The 18,482-nt window shown below is 50.6% G+C and carries 12 protein-coding genes and 1 pseudogene; 10 read left to right on the top strand and 3 right to left on the bottom strand.

Annotated features, from left to right (window positions below):
* The first annotated feature begins 1 nt into the window (after window position 1).
* The 4 genes and pseudogenes from C1192_RS11105 to C1192_RS11090 all read left to right on the top strand — a co-directional run bounded on the left by C1192_RS11105 (window position 2) and on the right by C1192_RS11090 (window position 8,081).
* Window positions 2-1,429, top strand: a complete 1,428-nt coding sequence (locus C1192_RS11105; protein WP_000023937.1) for a LutB/LldF family L-lactate oxidation iron-sulfur protein — start codon at window positions 2-4, stop codon at window positions 1,427-1,429.
* Window positions 1,422-2,117: a LutC/YkgG family protein gene (locus tag C1192_RS11100; RefSeq protein ID WP_000370394.1), complete on the top strand. Its 696-nt coding sequence runs from the start codon at window positions 1,422-1,424 to the stop codon at window positions 2,115-2,117. Before C1192_RS11105 ends, C1192_RS11100 begins: the two co-directional genes overlap by 8 nt.
* Before the next feature lie 720 nt (window positions 2,118-2,837).
* A pseudogene (locus C1192_RS11095) lies at window positions 2,838-6,851 on the top strand (autotransporter outer membrane beta-barrel domain-containing protein).
* A gap of 141 nt (window positions 6,852-6,992) precedes the next feature.
* Window positions 6,993-8,081, top strand: coding sequence for an EAL domain-containing protein (locus C1192_RS11090; protein WP_038355732.1), 1,089 nt, complete (start codon window positions 6,993-6,995; stop codon window positions 8,079-8,081).
* Between the two features lie 41 nt (window positions 8,082-8,122).
* Here the strand turns inward: C1192_RS11090 and C1192_RS11085 are convergent, their stop codons facing one another.
* A complete protein-coding gene (locus tag C1192_RS11085) occupies window positions 8,123-9,055 on the bottom strand; it encodes a LysR substrate-binding domain-containing protein (protein ID WP_001084382.1) in 933 nt (310 codons plus the stop codon).
* A 91-nt stretch (window positions 9,056-9,146) separates the two neighbouring features.
* Window positions 9,147-9,644 carry a DUF1097 domain-containing protein gene (locus tag C1192_RS11080; RefSeq protein WP_001515819.1) on the bottom strand — a complete coding sequence of 166 codons (498 nt, stop codon included), beginning with the start codon at window positions 9,642-9,644 and terminating at the stop codon, window positions 9,147-9,149.
* A gap of 257 nt (window positions 9,645-9,901) precedes the next feature.
* Here C1192_RS11080 and C1192_RS11070 point away from each other — a divergent pair, with 257 nt between their 5' ends.
* From C1192_RS11070 to C1192_RS11045, 6 genes are all read left to right on the top strand, one after another.
* The gene (locus C1192_RS11070) at window positions 9,902-10,507 is read left to right on the top strand and encodes an ankyrin repeat domain-containing protein (RefSeq protein WP_038355731.1); all 606 of its coding nucleotides are present in this window, start codon (window positions 9,902-9,904) and stop codon (window positions 10,505-10,507) included.
* Window positions 10,508-10,546: 39 nt separating this feature from the next.
* Entirely contained in the window at window positions 10,547-11,410 is an 864-nt protein-coding gene (locus C1192_RS11065; protein ID WP_038355730.1) for an oxamate carbamoyltransferase subunit AllH family protein, read from the top strand.
* Window positions 11,400-12,947: an acyl-CoA synthetase FdrA gene (gene fdrA / locus C1192_RS11060; RefSeq protein ID WP_016248390.1), complete on the top strand. Its 1,548-nt coding sequence runs from the start codon at window positions 11,400-11,402 to the stop codon at window positions 12,945-12,947. The genes C1192_RS11065 and fdrA overlap by 11 nt, the downstream gene beginning before the upstream one ends.
* Complete coding sequence (locus C1192_RS11055; protein ID WP_038355729.1) at window positions 12,947-14,365, top strand: YlbE family protein; 1,419 nt, start codon at window positions 12,947-12,949, stop codon at window positions 14,363-14,365. Before fdrA ends, C1192_RS11055 begins: the two co-directional genes overlap by 1 nt.
* Before the next feature lie 1,242 nt (window positions 14,366-15,607).
* Window positions 15,608-16,558: a carbamate kinase family protein gene (locus C1192_RS11050; protein WP_000661655.1), complete on the top strand. Its 951-nt coding sequence runs from the start codon at window positions 15,608-15,610 to the stop codon at window positions 16,556-16,558.
* 9 nt (window positions 16,559-16,567) lie between these two features.
* Window positions 16,568-17,950 (top strand): amidohydrolase family protein, encoded by a 1,383-nt coding sequence (locus C1192_RS11045; RefSeq protein ID WP_038355728.1) that lies wholly within the window; start codon window positions 16,568-16,570, stop codon window positions 17,948-17,950.
* A 142-nt stretch (window positions 17,951-18,092) separates the two neighbouring features.
* Here the strand turns inward: C1192_RS11045 and C1192_RS11040 are convergent, their stop codons facing one another.
* Window positions 18,093-18,260 carry a hypothetical protein gene (locus C1192_RS11040; RefSeq protein ID WP_010377087.1) on the bottom strand — a complete coding sequence of 56 codons (168 nt, stop codon included), beginning with the start codon at window positions 18,258-18,260 and terminating at the stop codon, window positions 18,093-18,095.
* Window positions 18,261-18,482 lie beyond the last annotated feature (222 nt).

The following is an 18,482-nucleotide window of genomic DNA, read 5'->3' as shown; positions in this document are numbered from 1 at the left end:
GATGTCGATCAAAACCAGTAATACAGAATTTAAAACACGCATCCGTCAGCAAATTGAAGATCCGATCATGCGCAAAGCGGTGGCAAACGCGCAGCAGCGTATTGGTGCAAATCGGCAAAAAATGGTTGATGAATTAGGGCACTGGGAGGAGTGGCGTGATCGTGCCGCCCAGATTCGTGATCATGTTCTGAGTAATCTTGACGCTTATCTGTACCAGCTCTCAGAAAAAGTGACGCAAAACGGCGGCCACGTCTATTTCGCAAAAACCAAAGAAGACGCTACCCGCTATATTTTACAGGTTGCCCAACGTAAAAACGCGCGGAAGGTGGTGAAGTCCAAATCAATGGTGACCGAAGAGATTGGTGTCAACCATGTGTTGCAGGATGCGGGCATTCAGGTGATTGAAACTGATTTGGGTGAATATATTCTCCAGTTGGATCAAGATCCGCCATCTCATGTAGTGGTTCCGGCTATCCATAAAGATCGCCACCAGATCCGCCGGGTGCTACATGAATGCCTGGGCTATGACGGCCCGGAAACGCCTGAAGCAATGACCTTATTCATCCGGCAAAAAATCCGCGAAGATTTCCTCAGTGCTGAAATCGGTATTACCGGCTGTAATTTCGCGGTGGCAGAGACGGGTTCGGTATGCCTGGTGACCAATGAAGGCAATGCGCGGATGTGTACCACGTTACCTAAAACGCACATTGCGGTAATGGGGATGGAGCGTATTGCCCCCACTTTTGCCGAGGTTGATGTATTGATTACCATGCTGGCGCGCAGTGCTGTTGGCGCGCGTTTGACGGGATACAACACCTGGCTGACAGGGCCGCGCGAAGCCGGACACGTTGATGGCCCTGAAGAGTTTCATCTGGTTATTGTCGACAACGGGCGCTCTGAGGTGCTGGCCTCTGAATTTCGGGATGTGCTGCGTTGTATTCGCTGCGGGGCCTGTATGAATACTTGTCCGGCATATCGCCATATTGGTGGCCACGGATATGGTTCTATTTACCCAGGGCCAATCGGCGCAGTGATTTCGCCACTGCTTGGCGGCTATAAAGATTTTAAAGATCTCCCCTACGCCTGTTCTTTATGTACAGCCTGTGACAGCGTTTGTCCGGTACGTATTCCTCTGTCGAAACTGATTTTGCGTCATCGTCGGGTGATGGCTGAAAAAGGGATCACAGCAAAAGCAGAGCAACGAGCGATAAAAATGTTCGCTTATGCCAATAGTCATCCGGGATTGTGGAAAGTCGGAATGATGGCAGGCGCTCATGCGGCGAGCTGGTTTATCAATGGCGGCAAAACACCGCTCAGGATTGGCGCGATTAGTGACTGGATGGAAGCACGCGATCTTCCTGAAGCTGACGGCGAGAGTTTCCGTAGCTGGTTTAAGAAACATCAGGCGCAGGAGAAAAAGAATGGATAATCGTAGCGAATTTTTGAACAACATTGCTCAGGCTCTGGGGCGCCCGTTGCGACTCGAACCGCAAGCAGAAGATGTGCCGCTTAACAACTATGCTAACGAGCGGCTTACTGAACTTAATCAGCAGCAGCGCTGTGATGCGTTCATCCAGTTTGCCAGCGATGTCATGTTGACGCGTTGTGAACTGACCAGCGAGGCGCAGGCTGCAGAAGCCGCATTACGCCTGTGTAAAGAGTTGGGAGATCAGTCTGTTGTGATTAGCGGTGACTCGCGACTGGAGGAACTGGGGATCAGCGAACGTTTACAGCAGGAATGTAATGCCATTGTTTGGGACCCGGCGAAAGGTGTAGAGAATATCTCTCAGGCGGAGCAGGCGAAAGTTGGCGTTGTGTATGCTGAATATGGCTTAACAGAGTCGGGAGGCGTGGTACTTTTTTCCGCTGCCGAGCGCGGGCGTTCGTTGAGCCTGCTACCGGAGTCCTCTATTTTTATTCTGCGTAAAAGCACCATCTTGCCGCGAGTGGCACAACTTGCAGAAAAATTGCATCAGAAAGCGCAGGCCGGTGAACGTATGCCATCCTGCATTAACATCATCAGTGGCCCCAGTTCAACAGCGGACATTGAGCTTATCAAAGTCGTTGGAGTTCATGGCCCGGTGAAAGCGGTATACCTGATTATTGAGGATTGCTGAGAGAAATATTGATAGCCATTCTGGTAATGCCATCCAGAATGGCACTGTCATATTGAGTGGGGTAACCGCCTTATCCGGGCGCGTATACACCAGAATGATGAAAAAACAGGCAGTTAAAATACCTGTTCATTTGTGTTTTGCATGGTGGATAAAAATAAACCGATCGTCGATTGTTTGTGTCATTATAGTTTTACGCTGTAAAGATTTAGTGTAAAAATTCACGCTTATATTTTTACTGTATCTATATGTTTTCCTCGTAATTGCAGTCAATTCCCGCTGAAATTTTTTCTTTTATTAGTAAGGTCTTATATTTAAGCTGAAAGGATTCAGTCTTAAAGCAATATATTATTTTTAATAAGACAAGTCTTATATTTGTATACTCAATTAGTATTAGCGATTTTTCTTATATTAATACAGGGTCTATGGACTTTGCTGTAGGCTATATTTTGAGTTGATCTGGATTCACAGATACATATAATGCGCCTGTGTTCAAAACTGGAAGTTAATGTAAGGATGATGTTGCAGTTGTTAATTTGGAAGACGTATCCAGTGGAGAGTTAGCCCTATATTACCCTCTGAACTGTATGCCTGAATTATACAGTTTTCGATATTATGCAGTCTTTTTGAATTTTTATATCTCTCATGAATCTGGGGGCGGCATTTAATTCCCATCGATGTGTGAGAGACTGGTTTTGTTTGGATGCATTGCTGGAGAGTCTCATGAATAAAATATATCGGCTAAAGTGGAACAGGTCTCGTAACTGTTGGAGCGTTTGTTCTGAACTGGGAAGTAGAATAAAAGGAAAGAAGGCAAAGGCCGTTTTAATTAGCGCGATAAGTTTATATTCATCTCTGGCGTTCTCCGATGATGTCATCGTGAATAAGGATGAGACTGTTGATTTTGGCAAAGAGAACCAGAGCATAAATTACCGTATTACAGTAACCGACAATGCTAATCTGGTAATCAATGCGACAGACTCTTCTCGTCCACGTCTGACTCTCGCTTCTGGTGGTGGACTGGATATCACCGGAGGGAAAGTGCATATCAATGGCTCGCTTAACTTTTTGTTAAAAGGGACGGGATTTCTGAACGTCGCCAATGCCGGCAGTGAGTTATATGCTGATGATTTATATGAGTCTTACTCTAATATTACCCACGATAGAGGCTATTTTAACGTCTCCAACGGCGGCAAAGTTCATGTTAAGGGCACCAGCCGTCTGACCTATTTGCAGGGAAATGTCAGTGGTGAAGGTAGCCAGGTAAATTCCAAAACCTTCTTTATGGGCGTTTACGGCAGTTACGGTGGTAATCAGTACCTGTCAGTTAATAACGGCGGTGAAGTTAATGCCAGTGAGCAAATTAGCCTGGGCTATTATGATCAAAATTCCGATACAACACTTGCCGTTTCAGAAGGTGGTAAAATCTCTGCACCGAAAATTAGTTTAAGTACCAACTCTGAGTTAGCGTTAGGTGCGCAGGAAGGGAATGAGGCAAAGGCAGCAGGGATTATTGATGCTGACAGAATTGAGTTTGTGTGGGCAAAGACATCTGAGAAGAAAATCACCTTAAACCACACGGATAAAAACGCGACTATTTCCGCGGATATTGTCAGTGGTAGCGAAGGTCTGGGCTATATCAATGCGCTCAATGGCACGACTTACTTAACTGGTGATAACTCTGCATTTAGCGGCAAAGTAACGATTGAAAAAAATGGGGCTTTGGGGATCACCCAAAATATAGGTACTGCAGATATCACCAACCGCGGGAAATTACATCTGAAGACTGACGATAGCATGACCTTTGCCAATAAAATCTCTGGCAACGGTACAATAAGTATCGACAGTGGGACGGTGGCGTTGACCGGCAATAATTATGCATTTAACGGGTATATTGATGTCGCTTCTGGTGCTGTTGCGGTTATTTCTGAAGACAAGAACATCGGCCGTGCGGATCTGGATGTTGATGGCAAACTGCAAATCAATGCCAATAAAGATTGGGTATTTGATAATGATCTTCAAGGTAAAGGCATTGTTGAAATAAATATGGGGAATCACGAATTCTCCTTCGATGAGTTTGCTTATACAAACTGGTTCCAGGGGGCACTGGCGTTCCAGAACACGACATTTAACCTGGAAAAGAATGCTGAGTTTCTGCAGAGAGGCGGGATCACTGCGGGTCAGGGAAGCCAGATAACGGTGGGTAATGGCGCTCACTCCATTAGCACTCTGGGATTCTCCGGCGGAACCGTTGATTTTGGTGCCCTGGCAGCAGGTGCACAGATGACAGAAGGAACCGTCAACGTTAGCAAAACACTGGATCTGCGTGGCGAGGGAATTATTCAGGTTACTGATCGTAACGTTGTAAGCTCCGTCTCTCGTGATATTGACTCTGCGTTATCGCTCACTGAAGTCGATGACGGTAACAGCACAATTCAGTTGGTTAATGCGCAAGGTGCGGAGGTGCTGGGGGATGCGGGCAACCTGCAACTGTAGGATAACAATGGGCAAATCCTCTCCAACAGCGCCCAACGTGATATTCAGCAAAATGGGAAAAAAGCCGCCGTTGGCACTTATGACTATCGTCTGACGAGTGGGGTAAATAATGACGGCCTGTATATCGGCTATGGCCTGACGCAGCTTGATTTGCAGGCTACCGACAGCGATGCCCTGGTGCTGAGTGCCAACGGTAAAAGCGAGAATGCCGCCGATCTCAGCGCAAAAATTACCGGTAATGGTGACCTGGCATTCAGCAGCCAGAAAGGCCAGACCGTATCGCTTTCTAACAAAGACAACGACTATACCGGTGTTACCGATCTGCGTAGCGGGACGCTTTTATTAAATAACGATAACGTGTTGGGTAATACCCAGGAACTGCGTCTGGCGGCAGAAACTGAAATGGATATGAATGGTCACAGCCAGACCGTGGGTACGCTCAATGGTAGCGCCGATTCGCTGTTGAACTTAAACGGCGGGACTCTGACTCTTGCCAACGGGGGCACTGCAACCGGTTCATTAACGGGGAGTGGGGAGCTGAATATTCAGGGCGGCACGCTGGATATCGCGGGCGATAACAGCAGTCTGACGGCGAACATGAATATTGCTAACTCCGCTCATGTCCTGGTAAGCCACGCGCAGGGATTGGGTAGCGCAAACGTTGAGAACAACGGTACTCTGGTGTTGAATAATAGCGCTGAAAAAAGAGCGGCTGTGCCTGTGAATTACACCCTGGGCGGTAATTTGACCAACAACGGCACGCTGATGACCGGGATGTCAGGACAGCAAGCGGGCAATGCGTTAGTGGTGAAGGGGAACTACCACGGTAATAACGGTCAACTGGTTATGAATACGGTACTGAATGGCGATGATTCAGTGACTGATAAACTGGTTGTTGAGGGCGATACCAGCGGCACGACCTCCGTTACGGTGAATAACGCTGGTGGTACAGGCGCTAAAACTCTTAACGGTATCGAACTTATCCATGTAGATGGTAAGTCTGAGGGGGCGTTTGTTCAGGCGGGGCGTATCGTTGCGGGCGCGTATGACTACACTCTCGCACGTGGCCAGGGGGCAAACAGCGGTAACTGGTATCTGACCAGCGGTGGTGATTCCGCTGAACCGCAACCGGAGCCAGAGCCGATGCCGAATCCGGAGCCTAATCCGACTCCGACTCCGACTCCGACTCCGACTCCGACTCCGACTCCGACTCCGACTCCAGAGCCTGCGCCAGGTCCGGATCTGAGTGTGGATAATGACCTGCGACCGGAGGCGGGCAGCTACATTGCGAACCTTGCAGCAGCGAATACCATGTTCACCACGCGTCTGCATGAACGTCTGGGGAATACATACTATACCGATATGGTAACTGGCGAGCAGAAACAAACCACCATGTGGATGCGTCATGAAGGTGGTCACAATAAATGGCGCGATGGCAGCGGCCAACTGAAAACCCAGGGCAATCGCTATGTTCTGCAACTGGGAGGCGATATCGCACAGTGGAGCCAAAACGATAACGACCGCTGGCATGTGGGGATCATGGCAGGTTATGGCAACAGCGACAGCAAAACGATCTCCTCGCGCACCGGTTATCGTTCAAAAGCGAGTGTGAACGGATATAGCACCGGCCTGTATGCCACCTGGTATGCCGATGACGAATCGCATAACGGAGCGTATCTCGACAGTTGGGCGCAGTACAGTTGGTTTGATAACACAGTGAAAGGTGATGATTTACAGAGCGAATCTTATAAATCAAAAGGGTTTACCGCTTCACTGGAGGCTGGATACAAGCACAAATTAGCTGAATTTAATGGCAGCCAGGGAACGCGTAATGAATGGTATGTTCAGCCGCAAGCTCAGGTAACCTGGATGGGAGTAAAAGCCGATAAGCACCGCGAAAGCAACGGTACTTTCGTTCATAGCAGTGGTGACGGCAACATTCAGACCCGACTTGGCGTAAAAACCTGGCTGAAGAGCCACCATAAAATGGATGATGGTAAATCCCGCGAGTTCCAGCCGTTTGTCGAAGTGAACTGGCTGCATAACAGTAAGGATTTCAGTACTCGTATGGATGGCGTGTCAGTCACTCAGGATGGAGCCCGGAACATTGCCGAGATAAAAACCGGGGTGGAAGGACAGCTAAATGCCCATCTGAATGTCTGGGGAAATGTGGGCGTTCAAGTTGCCGATAAGGGATATAATGACACCTCTGCAATGGTTGGTGTTAAGTGGCAATTCTGAACTGAATAATGAGTAAAAGGAGAGAGAGCCGAATGGGAGATAATTCGGCTCTCTGTATCATTTTCTTGCAGTCAGCTTTTACTGCCCGAGAGAAGACAAGCAGATTTAGCTGGCGCACAAGATTTAATCAAGGTGTGTTCAATGGCTTCGCATGATTTGAGTGTTTTTTTGGAAGAGTTCGGGGCAACGGTTAATTTGACGTTGCCTGGTATTGTGTCCGAAAAAGAACGGCTTTTACTGAAGCTGCTAATGGAGGGGATGTCGGTTACAGAAATCTCACAGTACAGAAATCGTAGTGCAAAGACAATTTCACATCAAAAGAAGCAACTGTATGAGAAATTAGGCATCCAGAGCGATATTACCTTCTGGCGAGATATCTTTTTCCAATATCATCCACAGGTTACGACGGGGGCAGGAAATAAAAATAATTTTTATATTCCTGACAACCGTTGTCACCATATTGTCACACCTGAGGCAATCAGTCTGGCGCTGGAAAACCATGAATTCAAACCGTGGATCCAACCTGTTTTCTGCGCACAGACAGGGGTACTGACTGGCTGTGAAGTGCTGGTTCGCTGGGAGCATCCGCAAACGGGAATTATTCCTCCGGATCAGTTTATTCCTCTGGCGGAATCATCCGGCTTGATTGTGATAATCACCCGTCAGTTGATGAAACAAACCGCGGATATTCTGGCACCAGTAAAACATTTGCTGCCGGATAATTTCCATATTGGTATTAACGTGTCCGCGGGTTGTTTCCTGGCATCCGGGTTTGAAAAGGAGTGTCTGAACCTGGTTAAGAAATTAGGCAACGATAAAATCAAACTGGTTCTCGAGTTGACGGAACGTAACCCAATTCCGGTAACGCCAGAAGCCAGAGCGATTTTTGACAGCCTGCATCGCCATAACATCACATTTGCTCTGGACGATTTTGGTACTGGTTATGCGACCTATCGTTACTTGCAGGCGTTCCCGGTCGATTTTATTAAGATCGATAAGTCGTTTGTGCAAATGGCCAGTGTGGACGAAATCTCCGGCCATATTGTGGATAATATTGTCGAACTGGCACGTAAGCCTGGTCTTAATATTGTGGCGGAAGGGGGTGAAACTCAGGAGCAGGCGGATTTAATGATCGGCAAAGGCGTTCACTTTTTGCAGGGCTATTTGTTCTCCCCGCCAGTACCGGGTGATAAATTTATCTCTGAATGGGTAATGAAAGCGGGTGGTTGATATAAGCCGCAGTTCAGAGTGCATCGGGAGAGTGCCGGGTATTAATTCTCCCGATGCAGTAAATCCTGATAGATCCTTGTTAATATGCCATTTGGCGCAAATTGTTTTTTAATCCACTGCGTCACCTGACCCGTTGCGGAGTGCTGGGTTGCCAGTAACATGCGCGAATCCTGGCGCGGGTTATGAATTTGGCGGGTAACCAGCAGTGATTGCGCCATCGCTTCGCGAACCATGTAATCCGGCAAAAAACCAATCCCTTCGCCCAGAATCTGGCACTGACATTTGGTGTTGAAATCTGGCACCAGAATCGATTCCTGACCGTGTAGCAACCAGCCCACTTTTTTATTAATCGTATGTGCGGTGTCTTCCACCATGATATTGGGATAGAGACGTAACTGACTTTCAGCGATTGGCTCCGGCATGAAGGCTAACGGATGAGCCGGGGCGATGGCAAAGGCCCAGCGAATCGCACCAATCTCGGTGTAATCAATACCGCCACCGTCCAGTAGCGTATCGGGCGCGCCAATGGCGATATTCGCCTGGTTATTGATAATCGCGTCCCAGACACCGTTATACACTTCGGTGGTGACGGTAATCTGGCAGGTGGGAAATTGCTTTTTCAGTACCTGCAATAAGCGTGCGGTGTGTTTGGGTGTATAAAGTAGCTGATTAATACAAATGCGTACCCGCGCTTCTATGCCTTGCGAAATAGTATCGATACTGCGTTTAATAGCGTGAAAATCATTCAGCAGGTCGGTGGCCTTGCGGAAAAAATAGCGCCCGGATTCCGTTAGCTCAATGCTGCGGGTGTTGCGGGTAAACAGCACCACATCTAACCCCGTTTCCATTCGCTTGATGGTGTAGCTAATGGCGGAAGTCGTTAAACCCAACTCTTCTGCGGCTTTACTGAAGCTGCCAAAACGTGCAGCGGTGGTAAACGCCAGCAGATTTTCTTCGGTAAAAATTGAGTTCATTAAACCATTCCCGCCATTTTCTAATATGAATTTCTCCAGCCATGACTGTAGAGGTATCTATTAAAGATAGATAATCATTTTTGAATAACTTTTAACACCCGCCGCTTTTGGTTGTCGCTTCGCTTAATTTTTGTCCGCTATATTCTGAAATTATCCCCACGCAATTACCCGCCAGAAAACCCAGTAGCGTTACTGTCCAGTTCATCCCGCTGGCAAAAAACAGCGTCATGCCAAGAAATCCACCGGGAATGAATGACAGTAACCAGAAACGCCCTTGCCAGACCACCACCGCCGAGAAGGGAATGGTGGTAATCACGCTTGCCCAGAATCCGGAAAGCCCACTCACAGAGGCCAGCCAGCCGGAAGCCAGTGCAGCGAAAAATGCCCACACCATCCCGGAATAATTGACTGCCAGACTCTTGATAAACCCCGATTTACCGCCGCCTGCGGCATAAAAACTGCAAAAGGCGACGAAGCCTGTTGTTCCTAATAAATCCCATCCTTGAGAAAGCCCGACATGTGAAGACACTAACTGCCAAAGCCCTGCACAAATACCGACGGTAATACCCGTTGCAGTGAGTCCGTTCATCTTGTTCTCCTCTGGTTAGACGTGGACGGAAGCTGTTAATACATATGCAGACTATAGAGAAATAAAACCTGATTGAGTGAAAGGGTATGGGGAGAAAAAGATAAATATTGCACTGGCGCACACTGCTAAAAGATTGTTGAGCATCATTCAACAAAAAGACGGAATACAGCGAATTAAATTTAAGCGGGTTCTTTTGGTTGAGTTTCGTTGCTATTCTCAATTCATCGAAAACAGCCACAAAAACCAGGGGAATGTGAATGAGTATAAAAAATCTACCTGCCGACTATTTATTGGCTGCCCTACAAGGTGATATCGATAAATTAAAAACCTGCCTTGCGCTGGGTGTCGATATTAATACCTGCGATCGCCAGGGGAAAACGGCAATTACGCTGGCAAGTTTATATCAGCAATATGCATGTGTGCAGGCGTTAATTGATTCCGGTGCAGATATTAACAAACAAGATCATACCTGCTTAAATCCTTTTTTAATGAGTTGCCTGAACGATGATTTAACGCTACTACGAATTATTTTACCGGCTAAACCCGATCTTAATTGCGTCACCCGTTTTGGCGGTGTCGGCCTGACGCCAGCCTGTGAAAAAGGCCATTTAAGTATTGTGAAAGAGCTTTTGACGCATACGGATATTAACGTCAACCAGACCAATCATGTTGGCTGGACGCCGCTACTGGAAGCGATTGTGCTTAATGATGGCGGGATTAAACAACAGGCGATTGTCCAGTTATTACTGGAACACGGTGCCAGCCCGCATCTGACAGATAAATATGGCAAAACACCGCTGGAACTGGCGCGGGAACGCGGTTTTGAAGAGATTGCGCAGTTGCTGATTGCCGCAGGCGCATAAACCGGGAGGCTTGCTATCGACACACCAGAAAGACGGTGTGTGTGGGCGCTAACTGCGGATGCGGATTTTCTGGCGCAGCGGGGAGAAGGTCAGGTTGAACAGGTCTTTGCCAGAGCGGTAAACATTGCACTCCCGGCTCACCAACAGTTGCTGACGCTACTTTGTGAAGAGTACGACAATGCGCCAAACAGTTGTCGGTTGGCACTCACTCACTTTGATGGTCTGTTCCGTCATGGCGATAAGGTTCAGTTTGACGATCACGGGGTTACGGTTGGTCAACATATTCATATAGATAAGCGTTGTTGCCAGCGTTGGCTGTCTCCAGTACTGCAATTGACCACTGAGAATTTCCACTTTATCGCCTGGCAACAGTGGCACGACATTATTCATCAGCATCTGGGGGAAAATGAAACCCTGTTTAATTATTGCGGTGATAATCCGTTTTATCAGGCGTTAAATAAAGAGTTACAGATTAAAAGACGTCGTGTAATTCAGGCATTAAGCGATAAACAAAATATCGCATCAGCGGTCGCTAACATGATGGGGTTAGGGATTGGTCTGACACCTTCAGCCGATGATTATTTAACAGGTCTGGCGCTTGTTTTATTTATTTCCGGACATCCGACAGAAAAATACAAAGGGGAATTTTATCGCGGCCTGCAATGCGGCAGAAATAACACTACGTTATTAAGTGCCATAACGTTAGAAGCGGCATTGCAACAACGTTGTCGGGAAAATATTCATTATTTTATTTACGACATTATTTATAGCGTCCCTGGGAACTCAACTCAGGCAATAGAAAAGATTAAACATATTGGCTCCAGTTCCGGCTGCGACATGCTGTATGGCATGGCCGATGGTTGTGCGCTGAGTCAAACCTACGGAGGGAATTATGTCAGTTAAAATAGTCATTAAACCGAATACCTATTTTGATTCTGTCTCGCTGATGTCCATCTCCACGCGCGCAAATAAACTCGACGGCGTCGAGCAGGCATTTGTGGCGATGGCGACCGAAATGAACAAAGGCGTGTTGAAAAATTTAGGGCTGCTGACGCCGGAGCTGGAACAGGCCAAAAACGGCGACCTGATGATTGTCATCAACGGCAAACCAGACGCAGACAACGAGCAGTTGCTGGCGGAGATTGAAGAACTGTTCAACAGCAAAGCGCAAAGCGGCTCGCATGAGGCGCGTTACGCCACCCTTGCCAGCGCCAAAAAGCATATCCCGGAAAGTAACCTGGCAGTGATTTCTGTCAATGGCCTGTTTGCCGCGCGCGAAGCGCGTCAGGCGCTGCAAAACGACCTCAACGTGATGCTGTTCTCCGATAACGTCTCAATTGAAGATGAACTGGCGCTCAAGCAACTCGCTCACGAAAAAGGGCTGCTGATGATGGGGCCGGACTGCGGCACGGCGATTATCAACGGCGCGGCGCTCTGTTTTGGTAACGCCGTGCGTCGCGGCAACATCGGTATTGTTGGTGCATCCGGCACCGGCAGCCAGGAACTGAGCGTCCGTATCCATGAATTTGGCGGCGGCGTTTCGCAACTGATCGGCACCGGTGGGCGCGACCTGAGCGAGAAAATTGGCGGTCTGATGATGCTCGATGCCATCGGAATGCTGGAAAACGATCCGCAAACTGAAATCATCGCGCTGATCTCCAAACCGCCTGCGCCTGCGGTGGCTCGCAAAGTGCTGGAACGTGCGCGCGCCTGCCGCAAGCCGGTGGTGGTTTGCTTCCTCGGTCGTGGTGAAACACCAGTGGATGAGCAGGGGCTACAGTTTGCCCGCGGCAGCAAAGAGGCGGCGCTGAAAGCGGTAATGCTCTCCGGCGTGAAACAAGAACATCTCGACCTGCATACCTTGAACCAGCCGTTGATTGCTGATGTCCGTGCGCGTCTGCAACCACAACAGAAATACATTCGTGGACTGTTCTGCGGCGGCACGCTGTGTGACGAAACCATGTTCGCGGTGATGGAAAAACATGGCGATGTTTATAGCAACATCCAGCCCGATCCGGAATTCCGCCTGCAAGATATCAACCGCAGCATCAAACACACCTTCCTCGACTTTGGCGATGACGACTTCACCAACGGCAAGCCGCACCCGATGATTGACCCGACCAACCGTATCAGCCGCTTGATCGAAGAAGCGCGCGATCCAGAAGTGGCGGTGATCGTGATGGATTTCGTGCTCGGATTTGGATCGCATGAAGATCCGGTCGGCTCCACCCTCGATGCGATCAAAGAAGCGAAAGCGATCGCCGCAGCCGAAGGCCGTGAGTTGATCATTCTCGCCTATGTACTGGGCACCGATCTTGATACGCCATCGTTAGCACAACAGAGCCAGATGCTGCTTGATGCCGGGGTAATTCTGGCCAGCAGCAGCACCAATACCGGATTGCTGGCGCGTGAATTTATCTGCAAAGGGGAGGAAGCCTGATGAGCCAGTCACTGTTTAGCCAACCGTTGAACGTTATTAACGTCGGCATCGCCATGTTTAGCGATGATCTGAAAAAGCAGCATGTAGAAGTGACCCAGCTCGACTGGACGCCGCCGGGGCAGGGCAATATGCAGGTGGTACAGGCGCTGGACAACATTGCTGATTCGCCGCTGGCGGACAAAATCGCTGCCGCTAACCAGCAGGCGCTGGAGCGCATTACCCAGTCGCATCCGGTACTGATTGGTTTTGATCAGGCGATTAACGTGGTGCCGGGCATGACGGCGAAAACCATTCTTCACGCCGGGCCGCCGGTTACCTGGGAAAAAATGTGCGGCGCGATGAAAGGTGCGGTCACCGGGGCGCTGGTGTTTGAAGGGCTGGCGAAAGATCTCGATGAGGCGGCTGAACTGGCGGCTTCCGGGGAGATCACTTTCTCGCCGTGCCACGAACACGACTGTGTGGGATCGATGGCGGGCGTTACCTCTGCCTCGATGTTTATGCACATCGTGAAAAACAAAACCTACGGCAACATCGCTTACACCAACATGAGCGAGCAGATGGCGAAGATTTTGCGTATGGGCGCTAACGACCAGAGCGTGATTGACCGCCTCAACTGGATGCGCGATGTGCAGGGGCCAATGCTGCGCGACGCGATGAAAATTATCGGTGAGATCGATCTGCGCTTAATGCTGGCGCAAGCGCTGCATATGGGCGATGAGTGTCATAACCGCAATAACGCCGGGACGACTCTGCTGATTCAGGCGCTGACGCCGGGGATTATTCAGGCAGGCTATTCCGTCGAACAACAGCGCGAAGTGTTTGAGTTTGTCGCCAGCAGCGATTATTTCTCCGGCCCGACGTGGATGGCAATGTGTAAAGCGGCGATGGATGCGGCGCACGGCATTGAATACAGCACCGTAGTGACCACGATGGCGCGTAACGGCGTCGAGTTCGGCCTGCGGGTCAGCGGATTACCGGGGCAATGGTTTACCGGCCCGGCGCAGCAGGTCATCGGGCCGATGTTTGCCGGTTATAAGCCGGAAGATTCGGGGCTGGATATTGGAGACAGTGCTATTACCGAAACTTATGGCATTGGTGGATTTGCTATGGCGACCGCACCTGCAATCGTCGCGCTGGTGGGCGGCACGGTGGAAGAGGCTATCGATTTCTCCCGTCAGATGCGTGAAATCACCCTCGGTGAAAACCCTAACGTCACCATTCCGCTGCTGGGTTTTATGGGCGTGCCATCGGCTATCGACATCACCCGTGTGGGTTGCAGCGGCATTCTGCCGGTGATCAACACCGCCATCGCTCATAAAGATGCAGGCGTCGGCATGATTGGCGCGGGCATTGTGCATCCACCATTCGCCTGCTTCGAGAAAGCCATTCTTGGCTGGTGCGAACGTTACGGCGTTTGACTTACATGTTTATGCCGGATGCGGCGAGAACGCCTTATCCGGCCTACGAATGGTGCAAGAATCTGTAGGCCTGATAAGACGCGCGAGCGTCGCATCAGGCATTTGTCACCATTGCCGGATGCGGCGAGAACGCCTTATCCGGCCTACGAATGGTGCAAGAATCTGTAGGCCTGATAAGACGCGCGAGCATCGCATCAGGCATTTGTCACCATTGCCGGATGCGGCGAGAACGCCTTATCCGGCCTACGAATGGTGCAAGAATCAGTAGGCCTGATAAGACGCGCGAGCGTCGCATCAGGCATTTGTCACCATTGCCGGATGCGGCGAGAACGCCTTATCCGGCCTGCGAATGGCGCAAGAATCAGTAGGCCTGATAAGACGCGCGAGCGTCGCATCAGGCATTTGTCACCATTGCCGAATGCGGCGAGAACGCCTTATCCGGCCTACGAATGGTGCAAGAATCTGTAGGCCTGATAAGACGCGCGAGCATCGCATCAGGCATTTGTCACCATTGCCGGATGCGGCGAGAACGCCTTATCCGGCCTACGAATGGTGCAAGAATCAGTAGGCCTGATAAGACGCGCGAGCGTCGCATCAGGCATTTGTCACCATTGCCGAATGCGGCGAGAACGCCTTATCCGGCCTACGAGTGGCGCAAGAATCAGTAGGCCTGATAAGACGCGCGAGCGTCGCATCAGGCATTTGTCACCATTGCCGGATGCGGCGAGAACGCCTTATCCGGCCTGCGAATGGTGCAAGAATCTGTAGGCCTGATAAGACGCGCGAGCGTCGCATCAGGCATTTTTCACCATTGCCGGATGCGGCGAGAACGCCTTATCCGGCCTACGAATGGTGCAAGAATCTGTAGGCCTGATAAGACGCGCGAGCGTCGCATCAGGCATTTGTCACCATTGCCGGATGCGGCAAGAACGCCTTATCCGGCCTGCGAATGGTGCAAGAATCTGTAGGCCCGATAAGACGCGCGAGCGTCGCATCAGGCATTTGTCACCATTGCCGGATGCGGCGAGAACGCCTTATCCGGCCTGCGAATGGGGCAAGAATCAGTAGGCCTGATAAGACGCGCGAGCGTCGCATCAGGCATTTGTCACCATTGCCGGATGTGGCGAGAACGCCTTATCCGGCCTGCGAATGGTGCAAGAATTGTAGGCCTGATAAGCGTAGCGCATCAGGCAGTCTGGCGTTGGTCATAACCCCATCATCCTCTGTAGCGGACATAACAACATGAAAGAACTTGTGGTCGTTGCCATTGGTGGCAACAGCATTATCAAAGATAACGCCAGCCAGTCGATTGAGCATCAGGCGGAGGCGGTGAAAGCCGTCGCCGATACGGTGCTGGAAATGCTGGCTTCCGATTACGACATTGTGCTGACCCACGGCAATGGGCCGCAGGTCGGTCTGGATTTACGCCGCGCGGAGATTGCCCATGAGCGAGAAGGGCTGCCCCTAACGCCGCTGGCGAACTGTGTGGCAGATACGCAAGGCGGCATTGGCTACCTGATCCAACAGGCGCTGAATAACCGGCTTGCCCGCCACGGCGAGAAAAAAGCCGTCACCGTGGTGACTCAGGTGGAAGTGGATAAAAACGATCCGGGTTTTGCTCATCCCACCAAACCTATTGGCGCATTCTTCAGTGAAACCCAGCGTGACGCATTACAAAAGGCAAACCCTGACTGGCGTTTTGTAGAAGATGCCGGACGGGGCTATCGCCGCGTTGTCGCCTCGCCGGAACCGAAACGTATTGTCGAAGCACCTGCTATTAAAGCGCTGATCCAACAGGGCTTTGTGGTGATTGGTGCGGGCGGCGGCGGCATTCCGGTGGTACGCAGCGAAGCGGGGGATTACCAAAGCGTGGACGCGGTTATCGACAAAGATCTCTCTACCGCGCTACTGGCGCGTGAAATTCACGCCGACATTCTGGTGATCACCACCGGTGTGGAAAAAGTGTGTATCCACTTTGGCAAACCGCAGCAGCAGGCGCTGGATCGCGTAGATATTGCCACTATGACCCGTTATATGCAGGAAGGGCATTTCCCGCCCGGCAGCATGTTGCCAAAAATCATCGCCAGCCTGACGTTCCTGGAACAGGGCGGCAAAGAAGTGATTATCACCACGCCGGAATGCCTGCCCGCGGCGCTGCGCGGTGAAACGGGCACTCATATTATTAAAACGTAAGGACGTAAGATGAAAGAAAGCAATAGCCGCCGTGAGTTTCTGAGCCAGAGCGGTAAGATGGTCACCGCCGCCGCGCTGTTTGGTACCTCTGTGCCGCTTGCCCATGCGGCAGCCTCTGACACAATCCACTGCGAAGCGAACAACACCATGAAAATCACTGACCCGCATTACTATCTCGACAACGTGCTGCTGGAAAACGGTTTTGACTACGAAAACGGCGTGGCGGTGCAGACCCGCACGGCGCGCCAGACCGTGGAGATTCAGGACGGCAAAATTGTTGCGCTGCGCGAGAACAAGCAGCATCCGGACGCCACGCTGCCGCACTATGACGCTGGCGGTAAGTTGATGTTGCCCACCACCCGCGACATGCATATTCATCTCGACAAAACCTTTTACGGCGGGCCGTGGCGTTCACTCAATCGCCCGGCAGGCACCACCATCCAGGACATGATCAAGCTCGAGCAGAAAATGCTGCCGGAGCTGCAACCGTACACTCAGGAGCGGGCGGAAAAACTGATCGATTTATTGCAGTCGAAAGGCACCACCATTGCCCGCAGCCACTGCAATATCGAACCGGTTTCCGGCCTGAAAAATCTGCAAAATTTGCAGGTGGTGCTGGCGCGACGTCAGGCGGACTTCGAGTGTGAAATTGTCGCCTTCCCGCAGCACGGTTTGCTGCTGTCGAAATCGGAACCCTTAATGCGCGAAGCGATGCAGGCAGGCGCGCATTACGTCGGCGGCCTGGACCCGACCAATGTTGATGGTGCGATGGAAAAATCTCTCGACACCATGTTCCAGATTGCGCTGGACTATGACAAAGGCGTCGATATTCACCTGCACGAAACCACTCCGGCGGGCGTGGCGGCCATCAATTATATGGTTGAAACGGTAGAGAAAACGCCGCAACTAAAAGGCAAGCTGACCATCAGCCACGCCTTTGCGCTGGCCATGCTCAACGAGCAACAGGTAGATGAACTGGCGCACCGGATGGCGGCGCAGCAAATTTCTATCGCCTCGACGGTGCCGATTGGCACGTTGCATATGCCGCTCAAGCAGCTACACGACAAGGGCGTAAAAGTGATGACCGGCACCGACAGCGTTATTGATCACTGGTCGCCTTACGGCCTGGGCGACATGCTGGAGAAAGCCAATTTGTACGCGCAGCTTTATATTCGCCCTAACGAACAAAACCTGTCCCGTTCGCTGTTTTTAGCCACTGGTGACGTTTTGCCGCTGAATGAAAAAGGCGAGCGCGTCTGGCCAAAAGCGCAGGATGACGCCAGTTTTGTGCTGGTGGATGCCTCCTGTTCCGCCGAGGCGGTGGCGCGTATCTCGCCGCGCACGGCGACGTTCCATAAAGGACAACTGGTATGGGGGAGTGTGACAGGGTGATGTGCATTTGACGCGTTTGTAACGGCGAGCAGTAACCCCGGGGATGGGGGCGCCTGAATATGGCTTTGTTGGCTTTGATTCTCCTGAACATGAGAAATAGTGTGTGGTTCCACTAACCACACAGCAAATCTTACGAGTCGCCTTAAGCATTCGGCAACGCATAACACTTCACTGGTTTACCATCTTTCATTTCCATCAACATGCGGCTGGTCTGTAACGGCTTATCCAGCATATTTTGCTGGAATTGGCCGAACGCCTGACGGGCGTCCTTAATTGCGACTTTTGCGGCATTAAGCGATTGTTGTGCCATTTTCGCAAAATGACTTTATTGGCGTTGGTGGTATTCGTTTTTGTCGGCGTTCAGTAGCAGAGCAACCAGCGTTTCATCGCCCTTAATGTCAATCTCACTCATTTAATTGTCTCGTTGAATAGTGACTGGACGTTATTAGAAGCCGCGCACTCCATGAAAAAGTTTCATCCGTAAGCCCGGCGGCAAAAAATAAAATCCACAATCTTTGTGTCATAAAGCATA

This window comes from Escherichia marmotae (genome assembly GCF_002900365.1).
Lineage (GTDB): Bacteria > Pseudomonadota > Gammaproteobacteria > Enterobacterales > Enterobacteriaceae > Escherichia > Escherichia marmotae.
The sequence above is the reverse complement of the archived record's forward strand: the minus strand, read 5'-3'. Positions and strand labels throughout refer to the sequence as shown.